At 59.0% G+C, this 15980-nt stretch carries 16 protein-coding genes and 1 tRNA gene; 8 read left to right on the top strand and 9 right to left on the bottom strand.

The features are described 5' to 3' along the window. Positions 1 to 108 precede the first annotated feature (108 nt). On the bottom strand, positions 109 to 552 hold the full coding sequence (locus ACQQZ8_RS07795) for a hypothetical protein (protein ID WP_431712094.1): 444 nt from the start codon (positions 550 to 552) through the stop codon (positions 109 to 111). 145 nt (positions 553 to 697) lie between these two features. On the opposite strand from ACQQZ8_RS07795, the gene ACQQZ8_RS07790 reads away from it, so the two are divergent. Both ACQQZ8_RS07790 and ACQQZ8_RS07785 read left to right on the top strand, forming a co-directional pair. Next, complete coding sequence (locus tag ACQQZ8_RS07790; RefSeq protein WP_431712093.1) at positions 698 to 1696, top strand: aldo/keto reductase; 999 nt, start codon at positions 698 to 700, stop codon at positions 1694 to 1696. A 120-nt stretch (positions 1697 to 1816) separates the two neighbouring features. Then, positions 1817 to 2728, top strand: coding sequence for a proteasome assembly chaperone family protein (locus ACQQZ8_RS07785; RefSeq protein ID WP_431712092.1), 912 nt, complete (start codon positions 1817 to 1819; stop codon positions 2726 to 2728). Here the strand turns inward: ACQQZ8_RS07785 and mshC are convergent. From mshC to ACQQZ8_RS07770, 3 genes are all read right to left on the bottom strand, one after another. Next, the gene (mshC, locus tag ACQQZ8_RS07780; protein WP_431712091.1) at positions 2725 to 3987 is read right to left on the bottom strand and encodes a cysteine--1-D-myo-inosityl 2-amino-2-deoxy-alpha-D-glucopyranoside ligase; all 1263 of its coding nucleotides are present in this window, start codon (positions 3985 to 3987) and stop codon (positions 2725 to 2727) included. The genes ACQQZ8_RS07785 and mshC overlap by 4 nt on opposite strands. A gap of 76 nt (positions 3988 to 4063) precedes the next feature. Then, a complete protein-coding gene (locus ACQQZ8_RS07775; RefSeq protein WP_431712090.1) occupies positions 4064 to 4888 on the bottom strand; it encodes an undecaprenyl-diphosphate phosphatase in 825 nt (274 codons plus the stop codon). 79 nt (positions 4889 to 4967) lie between these two features. Further along, positions 4968 to 5177 carry a hypothetical protein gene (locus tag ACQQZ8_RS07770; RefSeq protein WP_431712089.1) on the bottom strand — a complete coding sequence of 70 codons (210 nt, stop codon included), beginning with the start codon at positions 5175 to 5177 and terminating at the stop codon, positions 4968 to 4970. A 45-nt stretch (positions 5178 to 5222) separates the two neighbouring features. Between ACQQZ8_RS07770 and ACQQZ8_RS07765 the strand changes: the two genes are divergently transcribed. After that, complete coding sequence (locus ACQQZ8_RS07765) at positions 5223 to 5477, top strand: DUF5703 family protein (protein ID WP_431712088.1); 255 nt, start codon at positions 5223 to 5225, stop codon at positions 5475 to 5477. Here ACQQZ8_RS07765 and ACQQZ8_RS07760 read toward each other — a convergent pair. The 5 genes from ACQQZ8_RS07760 to ACQQZ8_RS07740 all read right to left on the bottom strand — a co-directional run bounded on the left by ACQQZ8_RS07760 (position 5454) and on the right by ACQQZ8_RS07740 (position 10640). Continuing rightward, positions 5454 to 6590, bottom strand: coding sequence for an acyl-CoA dehydrogenase family protein (locus ACQQZ8_RS07760; RefSeq protein ID WP_431712087.1), 1137 nt, complete (start codon positions 6588 to 6590; stop codon positions 5454 to 5456). The genes ACQQZ8_RS07765 and ACQQZ8_RS07760 overlap by 24 nt on opposite strands. Positions 6591 to 6599: 9 nt before the next feature. Further along, the gene (locus tag ACQQZ8_RS07755) at positions 6600 to 7916 is read right to left on the bottom strand and encodes a M20/M25/M40 family metallo-hydrolase (protein ID WP_431712086.1); all 1317 of its coding nucleotides are present in this window, start codon (positions 7914 to 7916) and stop codon (positions 6600 to 6602) included. A 321-nt stretch (positions 7917 to 8237) separates the two neighbouring features. Further along, positions 8238 to 8322: transfer RNA gene (locus ACQQZ8_RS07750), tRNA-Leu, on the bottom strand. A 176-nt stretch (positions 8323 to 8498) separates the two neighbouring features. Continuing rightward, entirely contained in the window at positions 8499 to 9179 is a 681-nt protein-coding gene (locus ACQQZ8_RS07745) for an NADPH-dependent F420 reductase (RefSeq protein ID WP_431712085.1), read from the bottom strand. 159 nt (positions 9180 to 9338) lie between these two features. Further along, on the bottom strand, positions 9339 to 10640 hold the full coding sequence (locus ACQQZ8_RS07740; RefSeq protein WP_431712084.1) for an Nramp family divalent metal transporter: 1302 nt from the start codon (positions 10638 to 10640) through the stop codon (positions 9339 to 9341). A 264-nt stretch (positions 10641 to 10904) separates the two neighbouring features. Here ACQQZ8_RS07740 and ACQQZ8_RS07735 point away from each other — a divergent pair, with 264 nt between their 5' ends. The 5 genes from ACQQZ8_RS07735 (at position 10905) to ACQQZ8_RS07715 (ending at position 15963) form a co-directional block, all read left to right on the top strand. After that, positions 10905 to 11570, top strand: coding sequence for a response regulator transcription factor (locus tag ACQQZ8_RS07735; protein WP_431712083.1), 666 nt, complete (start codon positions 10905 to 10907; stop codon positions 11568 to 11570). Continuing rightward, the gene (locus ACQQZ8_RS07730; RefSeq protein WP_431712082.1) at positions 11567 to 12991 is read left to right on the top strand and encodes a sensor histidine kinase; all 1425 of its coding nucleotides are present in this window, start codon (positions 11567 to 11569) and stop codon (positions 12989 to 12991) included. Before ACQQZ8_RS07735 ends, ACQQZ8_RS07730 begins: the two co-directional genes overlap by 4 nt. After that, positions 12988 to 13962, top strand: a complete 975-nt coding sequence (locus ACQQZ8_RS07725; protein WP_431712081.1) for a TAXI family TRAP transporter solute-binding subunit — start codon at positions 12988 to 12990, stop codon at positions 13960 to 13962. The genes ACQQZ8_RS07730 and ACQQZ8_RS07725 overlap by 4 nt, the downstream gene beginning before the upstream one ends. Positions 13963 to 14340: 378 nt before the next feature. Continuing rightward, the gene (gene nrdF / locus ACQQZ8_RS07720; RefSeq protein WP_431712080.1) at positions 14341 to 15312 is read left to right on the top strand and encodes a class 1b ribonucleoside-diphosphate reductase subunit beta; all 972 of its coding nucleotides are present in this window, start codon (positions 14341 to 14343) and stop codon (positions 15310 to 15312) included. 162 nt (positions 15313 to 15474) lie between these two features. Further along, positions 15475 to 15963 carry a DUF1772 domain-containing protein gene (locus ACQQZ8_RS07715; RefSeq protein ID WP_431712079.1) on the top strand — a complete coding sequence of 163 codons (489 nt, stop codon included), beginning with the start codon at positions 15475 to 15477 and terminating at the stop codon, positions 15961 to 15963. The last annotated feature ends 17 nt before the right edge of the window (positions 15964 to 15980 follow it).

Raw genomic sequence — 15980 nt, 5'->3', positions numbered from 1 at the left:
CAATTCTACGTGAGAGAAACCAACCCGGTGGTTGAGCCGCCGGTGAGCATAAATAACTCCGCCCGGGCTGCGCGTGCGGTTTTCTCGGCCGTACGGGTTTGGCGCAAACTAGTTGCGTCCCGGAACCCACTGGTCGATACGTTTTTTGGCTTCCAACAAACCTAGGTTGGTGTGCTCGCGCAGCACTTTGACCGCTTTAATGGTTTCTCCGGCGGCGATCGCCTGATCGATCTCCACAATCACGTGTGGAGGAAGTTGCTTCGCATCCGGGGCATGTTGGGCTCCGGGCGCGACGCTATATGGCTTGTTTTCCGGTTCCCAACTATCAATCCGCGCTTTGGCATCACGCAAACTCAAGGTGGGGTCGGTGGCGCGTAACTTTCTGACCGCCGCAATCTTTTGACCATTGGCCACCAGCTGGTCAATGTCGTGGTTAGTCCCCGGACGCAGGTTTGATGATTGGTAGGGATCTTTTTCGGCTCGCGGCGTAGTAATGCGTTGCAAGACCAGGAGCACGACGAGAATTATCAGGGCCAGAATGATCCACTTCATAGTTCTACCCTACGAGAGTGACCCGTTGAGCCAAAGCTCTGGGACAAAGTGTCTGTGCTCGATCATCGGATGCTGGTAAATACGCTGCGCACATGTGGTGTCATGTACCACGAAATAGCCCGGCCTACATGCTAAGAATGAGTTCATGCTCACACGAATCTTGGCAGGTAAACAGGTCAATCCGCTCGGTTTGGGAACCATGAATATAACTCATGGATATTCGCATTTCCTTAACGATGCGCAGGCCGCGCAGCTGCTACATACTGCGCTCGATGCCGGAGTCAACCATCTGGACACCGCCACGCTGTACGGTGCTACGCGCAGCGAACAGCTTATTGGAGAGCACCTTGCCGGACGCCGCGAAGAATTCTTTCTCGCTTCCAAAGGTGGGCTGTCCGTCGTTGAGGGGCGAGGCAAAATCGATGGCCGCCCAGCAACTCTGCACCGCCAGATCGACGAATCACTCGCGCGGTTACGGACGGATCACATCGATCTGTACTATCTGCATCGGCTCGATCCGCAGGTCCCCATTGAAGAGTCGGTCGGGGCCCTGGCAGAAGCGCATCAGGCCGGAAAAATTGGCGGGATCGGGTTGTCGGAAATTTCGGTGTCCACTTTGCATCGGGCCCATACTGTGCACCCCATCGCGGCGGTTCAAAACGAATACTCGCTAGCTACCCGCAATCCAGAATTGGCCCTGTTGAGCGCCTGCGCCGAGCTGGAGATCGCATTGGTGGTCTTTAGTCCGTTATACCGTGGGCTGCTTACCGGTAAGTTACGCCAACTCAACGATCTAGAAGCCGGCGATATGCGTCTGCGGATGCCCCGGTTCAATGCCGAAAATATCGGTCATAACTTAGCACTGGTTGACCGGTTGGTGGCGTTAGCCGCGGCCTGGGATACCACCGCGGCCGCACTGTCACTGGCCTGGGTGCTGGCTCAGGGCGAACATCTGCATGTGATTCCAGGAACCACCAAGTTATCGCATCTGGCCGAAAACATGGCCGCAGCAACGGTGCAGCTCAGCGCCGAGCAACTGCGCCAGATCGGGAAAATTATCAATCAGGACACCGTGGCCGGGCACCGCTATAACCCGGCGCAGCGAGCCAGTATCGACAGCGAAGAATTTGACCCCAGCCACTAGAACTATGCGTCGGAGCCACAACGAACGTTGCCCCGCCTAGCGGGGCGTGCAAGACTCAGAATGAAAAGCTGCTTCGGCCTCAGCATCAGGGCAGCTTGCTAATAACCTTTGGGGGCAGCAATGCAAGAACACGGATCCCAGCGAACCCTGACCGGGTTTGTCGCCGACTCGCTAGCGCAGGACGCGCCGCGTCCAACGGTGCTCGTCTGCGCTTTTGAAGGTTGGAATGATGCAGGTTCGGCCGCCAGTGACGCGGTGCGTCTGGTGCTGGATAGCGCCGAGACCCGTTATCTGGGCACAGTGGGTGAAGACGAGTTCTATGATTACCAGTTCAGCCGCCCCCGGGTCCGCCGCGAGGGCGGAAAACCAGTGATCGACTGGCCGCAAACCGACCTCTACCGTTTGCCGCTACCCCAGCAGCCGGCGGATCTGCTGATCGCTCTCGGGGTGGAGCCAACCTACCGGTGGAAAGCCTTCTGCCAGCAGGTGCTGCATTTGGCCGCCGCGCAACATGTCGGGGCCTGTTTAACCGTGGGGGCGCTCTTGGCCGATGTCCCGCATACCCGATCGGTACCGACGCTGCTGCATTCGGATCATGCGCGCTTGCAGGAGCAGCTGCAGCTCACCGCGTCGGTGTACGAAGGGCCCACCGGAATTCCCGGGGTCTTGACGCAGTTTTTTGAATCCGCGGGTATCCCTACCATGTCGCTCTGGGCGCAACAGCCGCACTATGTGGCTCAAGCGCCCAGCCCGAAGGTGCAATTGGCCTTAGTTGAAACCCTCGAAGAACTCTTAGGTACGCACTTTCCGGCCGAGCAATTGCGCGATGATGCCTTAGCTTGGCAGCGCGGGGTGGATGAATTAGCTGGAGCGGACCCGGATGTGGCCCGCTATGTGCGCCAATTGGAACAGGCCAGCGATGCGAGCGAACTGCCCGAGGCCAGCGGAGAATCGATTGCCCGCGAATTCGAACGGTACCTGAAACGCCGCGACCCAGGCCGCGGCGAATCAGGACCAAGTTACGATATTTAGAGTTTCAGACCCAGCAGCGAATCTAACGCCTGACGAATAACCTTCTCGCCTTCCCCGGAGCCTTCGGCCGCACTAGCAGCCCACTGGTCAATGGCTTCCAACGCGCCGGGCGAATTCAAATCATCGGCCATCCGTGAGCGGATACGGGTGATCAACGCGGTGGCTTCAGCCAACCCGGTGCCGGCGATGCGTTCCCGCCAGCGGTTGACGCGCTCTTGCGCGTCGTTCAGCAAGTCATCGGTCCAGAACCAGTCGGTCCGGTAGTGCTGGCCCAACAGGACGGTGCGAATCACCACTGGTTCGACACCCTGTTCGCGCAGCTTGGAGACCAGCACCAGGTTACCCAGTGACTTACTCATTTTTTCGCCGTCTAAGCCGACCATCCCGGTGTGCACGAATAGTTCGGCCAGTGGCTTACCGTCAGCCGCGGAAGCGTGAGCCGCAGAGAATTCGTGGTGCGGGAAGATCAGGTCGCTACCGCCACCTTGCACGGTGAACGGGGCCGGCAGGGTGGAACGGGCAATAATCGAACACTCGATATGCCACCCCGGACGACCCGGGCCCAAGCTACTGCCATCCCAGCTCGGCTCGCCATCACGGGCCGCACGCCATAACAGCGGATCCAAGGGATCACGCTTTCCCGCGCGTTGCGGATCCCCGCCGCGTTCGGCGAAGAACTGTTCCATGACCTCGCGCTCGTAACCGCTGACGCTGCCGAGCTTCCAAGCATCATTTTGTGCGGCCTGCGAGTCGAAGTACACATCGCCTTCCACCCCGTCCTCGCCGGCCTGTACCGTGTACGCCAGACCGCTAGCCAAGAACTTTTCAATGTATGGGATCAGCAGGTCAATGGTTTCCACCGCACCCAAATAGTGTTGCGGGGCGATCACGTTCAGCGCTTCCATATCCGCACGGAACAGGTCGGTCTGCTCCTCGGCCAACTGACGCCAATCCAATCCGCGTTGCGCAGCGCGCTCCAATAGCGGGTCATCCACATCGGTGACGTTTTGTGTATAGGTCACCGTCCGGCCGTTATCCAGCCAGGTGCGCTGCAACAGGTCAAAAGCTACATAGGTGGCGGCGTGCCCCATATGGGTAGCGTCGTACGGGGTAATCCCGCACACGTACATGCTCGCTGGGGCGTTGGCCCGATCAGCCGGAGCGGATGGGCGTTTAGTGCCGGTCGCGGTGTCAAAAAGCTCCAAGATGGGGGCACTTCCGACAATATGCGGTACTTCCGGGCTGGTCCAAGCGTGCACGCAAGATTCCTTTCAAAGGCGCGATGAGATGGTCTCTACCTGTGCCAAGTACACAGGTGGGGGTTTTATTCCCGGACTAGGCGTTGATGACACCGGCTCCCAGCAGGACAAAGATCACTAGACCCAATCCGATGCGGTACCAGACGAAGAGTCGGTAGGAATGCGAGGAAACAAACTTAAGGAACCAGCCCACGATGAGGAAACCCACCACGAAGGCCACCGCGGTGGCCACACCGGTCTGCGCCATGGAGTACACCATGGGTTCTGAGAAAGATTTGATCAGCTTGTACACCCCGGAAAGGTAGACCGCGGGGATGGCCAACAAGAAGGAGTAGCGTGCCGCAGCTTCACGGGTGTAACCCATCAGCAGGCCCGCGGTGATGGTTCCGCCGGAGCGCGACACCCCGGGAATCAGGGCCATGGCTTGGGCAAAACCATAGAGAATGCCGTGCTTGAAGGTAAGCTTCTCCAGCGGACGGACCTGTTTGCCGTAGTGGTCGGCTGCGGCCAGGATCAGGCCGAAAACCACCAGCATGGTGGCAACCACCCACAGCGAACGGAAGTTACTGTCAATATAGTCTTCCAGCAGCAGGCCCAGCACGCCGATGGGTAGCGATCCAAGAATGATCAGCCAACCCATTTTGGCGTCGGGGTCAGAATGCGGGAGTTTGCCCACAATCGCCTTACACCACGCACCGACAATACGTACGATGTCCCGCCAGAAGAACAGCACCACCGCGGTTTCGGTACCCAACTGGGTGATGGCGGTAAAAGCCGCACCGGGATCCTGGGCATTGGGCAAAATTTCGCCCACAATTCGCAGGTGGGCCGATGAGGAAATGGGCAGGAACTCGGTGAGTCCCTGAATCAATCCTAAGAAAGCTGCTTCAAACCAATTCACCCCTCGACATTACTTCACTGCGTCGAGCATTGCGGAATCAAAAACGCGTTGTCTAGGTTAAATCCGCCCGTGGTTGTAGTCACTCATCGTCGCCGGGTATCGAAAACGGCAAGAGTTCTCCATACTTGTCATAAATGGCATCGTCATAGGCTTCGAAGGCATCGGCCAAGGATCCGAAGGCGGCGTCCACCGCAGCGTCACTGGCGCCACGGCTTTGGGAGACCGCTTCGAGGTGGTTTTCCAGCCGGACGATCAGGACCTGCAAGGCGTATTGGGGGTCGATGCTCATGCCCTTACGCTACAACCGCAGTCAAGGAAAAGGTAGGGGGGCAACATGCACCATCAGCTGATCAAGGCACCACTGTTCGCACCGGACGACGACCGCTTCGAGTATTTGGTCCTCACGGTCTTTCCCGGCGAACCTAAGCACCTGGCCCGCTCGGCGCTGAAAGAGCACGCCGATAACGGGAAGTGGGAACTGGTGCGCACTTGCCGTTATGAGGGTGGCGGGTCCAAATATTGGTTGCGCCGACGGGTAATGCGGGTCACCGGCACTTTGCAGGATTCAGTCCTGCAGCGGACCTACTAACCAAGACGCGACGGTATTTGCCGCGGAGGCCGCGTTCGAAGGGTGATACCAGCTGGCCTGGACATCCCGGTAGAGTCGCTCGAATTCGCTGCCGCGGAAGTATCCGGCGCCGCCTAATAGCTGTCCGGCCACCGAAATGTTCTCCCGTGCCATATCCCCGGCGTGGGTACGCAGGGTCACTAGCTTCGGGAACCAGGCCGCGCCGTGATCCACCAGCTGATCCAGGTCCCCGGTGACTTGCTGCTGCAGGGCGTCGAGCATAATCACGCGCATCCCGGCATCGGCCAGCAGGGATCTGGCACGCACATCCTGGGTGTAGCCGGTACCGTCCTGATGCTTGCGCTGCTGCATCGCCTCGCTGGCCAGCTGCAGGCCACGTTCGGCCATCCCCACATACACGCTGGCGGTGAGGCTCAGAAACGCCGCAAAGATCGCAAAGATCAGCGGGTCCGCATTCGGTCCCACGGGCAGGCGGGTATGCACCCACGTTGCTGGGGCAATCGCCCCGTCCAGCGTGGTGCTGTGCGATTGGCTGGCCCGCATCCCTAAGGTGTTCCAGTCCTGTCCGGAGCGCACCGTGTCACCGGCTGCGACGAATCCGTGCACCAGCTGCTCATCGGCGTTTTTCCCGAACACACCCAAACGGGTGAATGCCGGGGACAGGGAGGTGAAGATCTTCAGCCCGGTGTATTTCACCGAACCATCGGGTTGTTCTTCCGCAGTAGTGTTCGAGTCAAAGAGCACCGCGTCATTACCTGGTTCGCTAATCCCGAAGGCCAGCACCTCACCGGCGGCAATCCACTCGTTGACCAGTTGCAGCCGGGTATCCGAGCGGCGCTCAAGTATTTGCGCCACCGTGGCCCATACATGGTGCATATTCACCGCGAGGGCGGTAGCTGGCGCTGCGGTGGCTAGCCGACGCTGGGCCAAGGCGAGGGTGCGCACATCCCAGCCAAAACCACCCGCGTTCACCGGGAGCAAGGCTTTGAGATAACCCCGATCTACCAGATCGTTGAAGTCTTCGGTGCAGAAGGTGTTCTGCGCATCGTATTCGGCTGCCCGGGCGCGGAAGGTTTCCAGCAATTGTGCATCGAGCACATCGTTAATCTGCATGTTCCAGCCTTAGTAGTTGCGTAGCAGGTTTTCAAGCACACGCACCCCGAACTTGATGGAGTCCACCGGAACTCGCTCATCTACCCCGTGGAACATCCCGGTGAAGTCCAATTCGGCCGGCAGCTGCAAGGGGGCGAAACCGTACCCTGTGATCCCCAAGGTGGCCAGCCACTTGTTATCCGTACCACCGGAAAGCATATAAGGCAGCACCAACGCCTCGGGATCCTCGTGCACCAGCGAATCCACCATCTGATCCACCAGCGAGCCGGAGAATGGAGCTTCTAAGGACTGCTGTTCATGCACCATCGACAGTTCCACATGCTCCCCGGCCAGTTCCCGGATCTTGGCAATGGCCTGCTCGTGTTCCTCTGGGAGCGTGCGGCAGTCGATCAGAGCCTCAGCCTGAGCTGGAATCACATTGTGTTTGTACCCGGCCTGCAAAGCCGTGGGGTTTGAGGTGTTCTGCAAGGTGGCCCCGACGAATCGGGACACGGTGCCCATGGCATCCAGAATCGGCTGCGGGTTCTCTTCGTCGAACTCCATTCCCATCAGCTCGGCCATCTCTTCCATCAGCGAGCGGGTGGTCTTGGTATAAGACAGCGGCCATTCATGTTCACCGATGCGAGCCACCGCGGCTGCCAGCCGGGTCACCGCGTTCTCTGGGCTGATCTGCGAACCGTGACCCGCTACGGCGTCAGCGGTGAGCTTCATCCAGGCGATGCCCTTCTCCGCGGTCTGCAGCATGTAGGCTCGCCGCCCATTGATATCTACCGAGAACCCGCCCACCTCACTGATTGCCTCGCCGGCCCCGGCAAAGAGCTCGGGATGATGTTCCACCATCCAGCCGGCTCCGTATTCGCCACCGGCTTCCTCGTCGGCAAAGAATGCGATTATCAGATCGCGGGGCGGGACAATGTTTTCGCGCCGCAGATGCCGCACCGCGGCGATAATCATCGCGTCCATGTTCTTCATGTCCACCGCGCCCCGGCCCCAGATCATCCCATCGATGATTTCGGCGCCGAAAGGATCCACGCTCCACTCCTCGGCGATGGCCGGCACCACATCAAGGTGTCCGTGCACCACCAAGGCTGACAGAGTGCTATCTGACCCGGCTAGCCGGGTGACCACATTCGCCCGCCCCGGAGCTGATTCGTAGATTTTGGTTTCTAAACCGACCTCTTCTAACAGGCTGGCAACGTAGTCGGCCGCTTCCCGCTCCCCCGCACCCTTATTTCCGCCATAGTTAGTGGTATCGATCTGGATGAGCTTGCGGCAGAATTCAACCGCCTCGGATTCCATGAGTTCAATTGCTTGTGGTGTCGGCATCGAGGCGTGGTTCCTTCCCAATGATGGTTGGCTTGTCGGGGCGGAAATTCGCAAGCTCCCGCACAGCTAACCCTAGTGCCCTTGCCGCGCAACGAACAGCCTACGACACGATCAGAACCGGCCCCGTACCTGCGGGTTCAGCTTGCCCTAGATACCCGAGTGACATGGAAAGAGTCAAGAGTTCCCGGATCGGTTGCGGCGTCGAAGCCGCGGTTGCAAGCAGTCGCTCGGCCGGGCACCACAGCAGAGTATTTTTACTGTTGCTCTCATCAGGGAAAAAGCAAACCCCCGAAAGACCGTAGTCAATCGGGGGTTCCTGCGTGCGCGAAAGGGGACTTGAACCCCTACCCTCTATTCGAGGACTAGCACCTCAAGCTAGCGCGTCTACCTATTCCGCCACCCGCGCAGGTTGTTTGTTGTCTGCGAAGTATCGCTGGCAACGAAGTAAAACTCTAGCACCAGTTTAAGTCCTTTTCCAATTCGCGTCACCCTTACTGATTTTTCCCGGAATCTTGCGGCTAAAGCGGCTCTGAGTAGGTGAAATCGACCCACAAAACCGCTGATCGGTGGCGAGGATCACAATCATTTCGGTTCTGGCGCGTCCCGCATCAGTGTTGCGCGCAGTTGATCTGCCCCCAGCTGCTGGTTGAAGATCTGCCCGTCAGGCTCCAGTGCTACGCCGTCCGCCAAGGAATTCAGCACGACCGGATCGTAGCCTAGCCGCTCAATCAGCGCGGCCACTCGCTGGGCGTCGACCGGGTGATCCGAAGCGACAGCCAAGGCCCGGCGGGGTGTGGCGCTACGCCGACCAAAGGAGTCCATATCCCAATGGCTAATATGATTCAGTGCTTTGACTACCCGGCTGGCCGTAAAACGCTGCGCGAGCGCCTCGGAACTACTGGCTCCGCGGGCTAGGGCCTTCTCGAACCACTCGGGCAATTGTTCGGCTACCCAGCGATTGGTTGCATCAACCAGCGTCACGCCTGCAAGGCTCTCCGGGTCAACGTCATCGAGTTCTTCCTGCGGCACCATCAGCACCACTAGGTCCACATTCTGCGCGATCTGCGCGGGCTCCACGGCGGTAGCTTGCGGCGCATATTGCAGCAGATGGTATTTCAGCATCCGCGGCGGACGCGAGGCAGCAATTTGCACCTGAATGCTTTCTGCCGCGGCTACCCGCGCGAGGGCGGTACCGGCACGGCCCGCACCTAAAATTCCGATACGGTCGATGGCTGTAGTTGATGCTTCGGTCTCTTCGTTCATCTCCGACTCCACCCTGGAATAGTTTTTCACTGCGCTTCGTGCACAGCTTAACCCTACTCAGCCCGACACCCCCGGGCTGGCTGCGCTTTAAAGACCTCACGGGCTGGTAATCGCGAATGCGATCACCAGCCCGTGAACTTAGGTCCTAGTAGCTAGCCGCTAACCACCAAAGAGCGGTCTCACGGCCTTGACCAGTTCATTGACACCCAAGGCGAGGAAGAGTAACGCCGTAATTCCCAGCGCGATATTGGTGTGCAGCTTATTGCTCCATTCCTTCGGGATGCGCTTGCCGTTGAGCAGCCCCAACAGTGTCAGCGCCAGGAATGGCATGAACAGCGAGCCCAGAACACCGTAGGCCAGGATCAGCGCGATCGGGCGATCCATCAGGAACAGCACCATCGGTGGGAAGGTCAGCCAGATGACATAGAAACGGAAGTATTTGCCGCCCACGCGGGTGTCAGGGTGACCAGATTCCTTGCCACGCATATTGCCCCAGAAGTCTGCGAACATCAGCGAGACACCGTTCCACACACCAATGATGGAGGAGAAGGAAGCCGCCCAGAAGCCCACCAAGAAACCGGTGCCAATCACCTCGCCATACTTCTGCTTAAGCACATCTCCCAGTTCCAGCAGCCCGGCATCGCCAGCGGAGAGCGAAATCCCGGCGGCACGAACCACTTCGGCACCCACGATCAGCATCGCGATCACGAAAATACCGGTAACCACATAAGCCATCGAGTTATCGATGCGCATCACGCGCATCCACTTGGGGGTGTACCAACCCTTTTCACGCAGCCAGTACCCGTAGGCAGCCAAGGTGATGGTACCGCCGACGCCGCCGGCCAGAGCCAGCGTGTACACCACGCCGCCTTCCGGGATCATGGGGATCAGACCGGTGAACAGTTCACCAATGTTCGGGGCGGCAATAAACGCCAGACCCACCACGGTGACGAACATGATGCCCACAAAGACTGCGGTGATCTTCTCAAAGAACGCGTACTTGCCGAACCAGATCATCGCGAAGCCAGCCAAGCCCATCAGCACGGCCCAGATTTTCAGATCGAGGGCCGGGAAAAGCGCGGCCAGCGGCATCGCGGCCGAGCTCATGGCGGTCGCACCGTAGACGAAGCCCCAGATCATGATGTACGGCCCGAAGTACCAGGTGGTCCACTTACCCAGCGAACGCCACCCCTGGAAGATCGTCTTGCCGGTGGCCAGCGTGTAACGTCCGGCGCCTTCAACCAGCACGATCTTCAGGATGACACCGAGAACCACCGCCCAGAGCAGTGCGTAACCGTACTGGCTACCGGCCACGAGGGTGGCGACCATATCGGCGGCACCCACACCAGTGGCCGCAACCACCAGGCCCGGGCCAACGATTTTCCACTTGGGCGGGCTGGCGGAATCGATCCCGGTCTCGCGGGCCCCTTCCGGAACTACTGGAGGCGTATTTTCAGCCATGCGAATATCTGTCCTTCAAGTTGCGTGATTGATCAAGCAGCAAAGCGGCGATTAGTCCTCGCTCAGCGGCTGCCTAGTGAATTGGCGGAAGTGGGAGACACGTCACGAATTCACATTTCTCAGCTACCAATCTAGGCGTGCCACAGCCCACAGCCAACGCCAAAGCAAAGTCCTAACACTTCCTTAGGTTTTACCCGGTAGCCTTATAACCGACCGGTAGGCCACCGGACCCACCAGATATTTGGACAAAGGACACTGCACTGTATGGATCTGCTCATCGTCGAGGACGACGACGCGGTAGCCGCCGCGCTGATCGATGCGGTGCAAGCGGTCGGCCATCGGCCAACCCGCGTGGGACGCGGAGCCGATGCCCTGTTGCGTCACCGCCAGGCCGGGATGATCCTGCTGGACTTGGGGCTACCGGATATGGACGGCTTGGAGTTGCTGCGTAAACTGCGGCAGGTCACCCAGATCCCGGTGCTGATCCTCACTGCCCGGGACGATGAGCGCAGCGTGGTGCGTGGATTGCGGCTGGGGGCGGATGACTATCTGGTGAAACCGATCCGTTTAGTTGAGCTGTTAGCGCGGATCGAAACCGTGGCTCGGCGGATGCCCAAGGATTCGGCCACGGCGCGCTCCATTGTTGCCGGAGGGCTGACTATCGACATCGAGGGGCGCGCGGCCCGGCTCAACGGACACGAACTACGTCTGACCGCAAAGGAATTCGATCTGCTTACCCTGTTAGCGCAGCACGCCGGAACCGTGGTGACAAGGGAGCAGATCCTAGACACACTCTGGGGCGATGCTTTTTTGGCGGTTTCTCGTTCCCTAGATGTGCACCTGACCGGGCTTCGGGCCAAGTTAGCTAGCCCGGGACTGATCGTGAACGTTCGCGGTGTGGGATATCGTCTGGAAGTCACCGACTCGTGAGGCTCCGCGTGCTCGGGGTGCTTGGCGCGCTGCTGGCGGTGTTGGTAGCCGTTTGCTGCGTGGTGCTCATGCAGTCGGTAAGCCGCAGCGCCACCCAAGATTTACAGTTCAGCCGGCTGGACTCGCTGAACCGTTTTGTGCAACTGGCCATGGAGGCTGAGGCTCAAGAAGATCCTGATCACCTGCTCACCGAAATGCAAAGCTACTCGGATCTCTTTTCCGAAGGGGTAGTTGTGCGGGTGGGCCACGAGGTCTTTTCCAGCGGTGGGCTTGATCCGCAGCAGCCACGGGTGTCCGAGGCCTTGCACAATACGGGGTTGAATTTGGCGGATACGGATTTGCCGACCGTCAACCCCTTTGCGAGCGGAACCGAATTACTGGCCCGCCCCTTCGGTAACTCCAGTCAGGTCCTCGGTGCAGTCATCCTCGAAGTCAATCCGGCAGCCACCCGTGATCGGGTGCTGTCCGGATGGCTGGTGATCGTGGGGATCGCCCTGGTTGCCACTGTGGTGTTGGTGTCGCTGGCGTGGTGGGTCACTTCTTGGGTGATTCGCCCGCTACACCGGCTGAATCTCGCGGTTCAGGAGTTCACACATACCGGGACACCGAAGCGCGTGGCCGAGGACGGTCCCCCGGAACTTCGGCAACTCCAACGCTCTTTTTCGGCGATGTCCGCGGTAGTGACCGAAAGCTTGGGTGCGCAACGCGAGCTGATTGCCGAAACCTCGCATCAACTACGCAATCCGATTGCTGCCCTGCGACTTCGTGTTGATCTGCTCAAACTCAAACTGGGCGAAACGCAGCCCCAGGCCATCCAGGCGGTGGAGGCCGAACTCTTTGCCGTGGAACGCCTCCTAGCTTCGGTTTTGCGTTTGGCCAGCGCCGAGCACCGCGCCTCGGAACGTGCCGCTCTGGCCCGCGGTGACACCCCCAGCATTAACGATTCGGGAATTGACCCGCTGGAGGTACTCAGTGAGGAACTGGATCGAATCAAGCCACAAGCCCACGAGTCCAACACCGAATTACGTCTGCTCAATGATGCGCGCGAGGATCTGCGCATCCGCTGTAATGGTTTTGAGCTTTCGCAAATGATCGGTGAATTACTGACCAACGCGCTAAAGTACGGGCAGGGTTCGGCCATCGACCTTCAGCTGAGCACTGCTGCTACAGCGGTAACTATCAGCGTCCGCGATCACGGGCCAGGACTCAATCCTGCCGACTTAGTTCGGGCTGGCATGCGTTTTTGGCGCGGTGAGAATCAACAACAAATTGAAGGTAGCGGCTTGGGGTTAGCAATTGTGGGGCGACTGGCCGAAGCCAATGGTGGAACCCTAGAGATTGAGAATGCCTCCGGCGGTGGCTTGCGGGCCACGCTACGTTTTCCCACGGTGCAGCAACGAAACTCAGCGGAGGGATCATGACTTCTCAACCTCGTGAGCTGTCGCGGCGCAGCGTTTTACGTCTTTCCTCTCTCGGTCTGCTCGGCGGAGCTTTGACCGGTGCGCTCGCCGGTTGTCAACGCCCACCGGCAGCTGCCTTAGTCCGGGTTGCCGGAGGCGAACAAGGCGGGCTGTATCACGAGTTCGCGGTGCTTTTGGCCCAAGCTCTGGTCAGATACCGGGTGGCTGATGCGGCCGAACCACTGGTGACCCAAGCGAGCACCGAGAATATCGAGCTGTTACTTCGGGGAGAGGCACAACTGGGCCTGGCCTTGGCCGACAGTGTGGCAGTCTCCCCCGCGATCGCCGAGGGTCAAATCAGCGCCTTGGGTCGGGTCTATCAAAATTACTTCCATCTACTGGTGCGCGCTGAGGATCCGATCTATCAGGTTGCTGACCTACGCGGCAAGCCTCTGGGGGCTGGCGCCAAAGGGGCCGGCACCTGGCTGACCGGCCAGCGCCTGTTGGACACGGCCGGGCTGAAAGAACCCGGGCAGGGCGCGATCGAGTATCAGCTCGGGTTAAATGCTGGACTTCGGGCACTGACCTCTCGTCGGATCGATGCCATGATGATTTCTGGTGGAATCGCGATTCACGCCATTGCCCAAGCAAATGTACAGACCCCGCTACGGCTGCTAGATCTCAGTTCGTTGATTCCCGCCTTGCGGGCCAAATACCCAGGACTCTACGATCGGGTGGTCGTGCCGCAGGACACCTACCATGGCATGCCCAGCATTCACACCCTCGGGGTTTCAAACCTTCTGATCGGGCGCACTGATTTGCCCGATCAGCTGGTCTCAGACACGGTACGGGTCTTGGTTCAACATGCCGGTGAACTCATCCCGAACACCAGCGCTGGTATCCAGTTCCTCAGCCTCGATAACCTCGTCGCCACTGCCGGCCAACCTTTGCATCCGGCGGCCGCACAAACTTATCGCGAACTCCACGGTTAGAGCTGCCCGACCGCGCTAATTCCGCTTGCTAGCACGCGGATTTTCCGATACGGCACATCGGGAGTGTGACCATTGCATCGCCACCCAGCGAAATCACGCAATAATGTGGAAACAACCTTGTCAAGAGCAAGTTATCCACTTGACACGCTTACTTCAGAGCGCGCGCGGAGGAAGAAAAAATACCGTTAAGATGCTAGCGTTAAGGCTGGTCCGCGCGGCGCCACCATGGCCCGTCGTCAGCCAAAAGATACTTCTCAATATCGCACCCAGCAAAAGCACCACCTTGCGCGCTTTCAGGCTTCGACTCAGCGCCTACTGAACCGATATTGAGCGCAGTCTGGGTAGAGCTGAGCAGTGAAAGTGTAGGGAGAGTAGCCAGTGAACGTTTCCACCACCCCCATCAAGGCCATTAACTGGAACCGGATCGAAGACGAGAAAGACGTCGAAATCTGGAACCGGGTGACCGCGAACTTCTGGCTTCCGGAAAAGATTCCACTGTCCAACGACATTCAGTCTTGGGCCACGCTCAGTGACGCCGAGAAATTGATGACCATGCGCGTGTTTACTGGTCTGACTTACCTGGACACCCTGCAGGGCACCGTGGGCGCCGTCTCGCTGATCCCCGATGCGCTCACTCCGCATGAGGAAGCGGTCTACACCAACTTTGCCTTCATGGAATCGGTGCACGCCAAGAGCTACTCCTCGATCTTCTCCACGCTGGCTTCCACCCGAGAAATCGACGAAGTCTTCCGCTGGAGCAACGAGAACCGCGAACTGCAGAACAAGGGCAACATCGTCCGTTCCTACTACGACGGAAAAGACCCATACAAGAAGAAGATCGCTTCCACCATGCTGGAATCGTTCTTGTTCTACTCCGGCTTCTACACCCCGCTCCGCTGGTCGACCATGTCGAAGCTGACCAACAGCGCCGACCTGATCCGTCTGATCATCCGCGATGAAGCCATCCATGGCTATTACATCGGCCTGAAGTTCCAGCGTTCGATGGACCACAACCAGCTCTCGACCGCCGAGCGCGAGGAGCTGAAGAACTTCACTTTCGAGCTCTTGTTCGAACTGTACGAAAATGAAGTGAAGTACACCCACGATCTGTACGATGACATCGGTTGGGCCGAAGACGTGATCAAGTTCCTGCACTACAACGCTAACAAGGCCTTGATGAACCTGGGCTATGAGGCGATGTTCCCGGCCGAGGTCACCAACGTCTCCCCTGCCATCTTGGCTTCGCTGAACCCGGGTTCGGATGAGAACCACGACTTCTTCTCCGGTTCCGGATCGTCCTACATCATTGGTAAGGCCGAAGCCACCGCAGATGAGGACTGGGGCTGGTAAAGCCACCGCTCTGTGCCGAGCCGGTAGTGAACGGAATCTTCCGTCCCCTACCGGCTCGCACTGCTTAATCGCCAACTTGACTCACACTTGACCGGTCTTCGGTACGGCGCCCTATCCCCGCCGCGAAGTCTAATGCGAAGATTAACTCACGGCAGGTGAGTGATGGAACAACTATGGCTTCAGGTGGCGGTGGTGCTGAGCGTGCTGGGTAATGCCATGCTCGCTGGTATTTACGCGTCCTTCGTGTGCGCCATCGCCCCGGGATTCAAAACCCTGAGTGACACCGAGTATGTGAATACTTTCCGCAAAATTAATGCGGCAATAGTGAACCCGGGGTTCCTCACGCTGTTCCTGCTGAGCCCGGCACTTTCGGTCATCACGGCGGTGGGGTTATTCCATGATTGGTCGCAAAGTTGGCCAGTGGTACTTGGCAGTGCGCTCTCGGTGGCGAGCACGCTGATCAGCACGATGATCAACTTCCCGCTCAATCGCCTCTTGGCCCAACGCCGCATCGTCGCACCATGGGAGGCACGCCGCGCCCGAAGACTATTTCAGGGTCCGTGGAATCGCTGGAATGTGCTTCGCATGTTGGGCAACGCCGGCGCGGCCGTGGGCATCATGCTGGTGATCCTGCACCCCGGAGCAAGCTGAGCGTCGCCGCATACTGT

The sequence above is a fragment of the Glutamicibacter uratoxydans genome (assembly GCF_050753455.1).
GTDB classification, from domain to species: domain Bacteria; phylum Actinomycetota; class Actinomycetes; order Actinomycetales; family Micrococcaceae; genus Glutamicibacter; species Glutamicibacter uratoxydans_A.
This window is presented reverse-complemented; position numbering and strand designations above follow the sequence as displayed.

Coding starts and splice junctions, on each gene's coding strand:
- ACQQZ8_RS07785 (WP_431712092.1), top strand. CDS start 1,817: ATGCAAGAACACGGATCCCAGCGAACCCTGACCGGGTTTGTCGCCGAC.
- ACQQZ8_RS07770 (WP_431712089.1), bottom strand. CDS start 5,177: ATGAGCATCGACCCCCAATACGCCTTGCAGGTCCTGATCGTCCGGCTG.
- ACQQZ8_RS07760 (WP_431712087.1), bottom strand. CDS start 6,590: ATGCAGATTAACGATGTGCTCGATGCACAATTGCTGGAAACCTTCCGC.
- ACQQZ8_RS07725 (WP_431712081.1), top strand. CDS start 12,988: ATGACTTCTCAACCTCGTGAGCTGTCGCGGCGCAGCGTTTTACGTCTT.
- ACQQZ8_RS07740 (WP_431712084.1), bottom strand. CDS start 10,640: ATGGCTGAAAATACGCCTCCAGTAGTTCCGGAAGGGGCCCGCGAGACC.
- ACQQZ8_RS07745 (WP_431712085.1), bottom strand. CDS start 9,179: ATGAACGAAGAGACCGAAGCATCAACTACAGCCATCGACCGTATCGGA.
- ACQQZ8_RS07795 (WP_431712094.1), bottom strand. CDS start 552: ATGAAGTGGATCATTCTGGCCCTGATAATTCTCGTCGTGCTCCTGGTC.
- ACQQZ8_RS07735 (WP_431712083.1), top strand. CDS start 10,905: ATGGATCTGCTCATCGTCGAGGACGACGACGCGGTAGCCGCCGCGCTG.
- ACQQZ8_RS07755 (WP_431712086.1), bottom strand. CDS start 7,916: ATGCCGACACCACAAGCAATTGAACTCATGGAATCCGAGGCGGTTGAA.
- ACQQZ8_RS07715 (WP_431712079.1), top strand. CDS start 15,475: ATGGAACAACTATGGCTTCAGGTGGCGGTGGTGCTGAGCGTGCTGGGT.
- ACQQZ8_RS07765 (WP_431712088.1), top strand. CDS start 5,223: ATGCACCATCAGCTGATCAAGGCACCACTGTTCGCACCGGACGACGAC.
- ACQQZ8_RS07790 (WP_431712093.1), top strand. CDS start 698: ATGCTCACACGAATCTTGGCAGGTAAACAGGTCAATCCGCTCGGTTTG.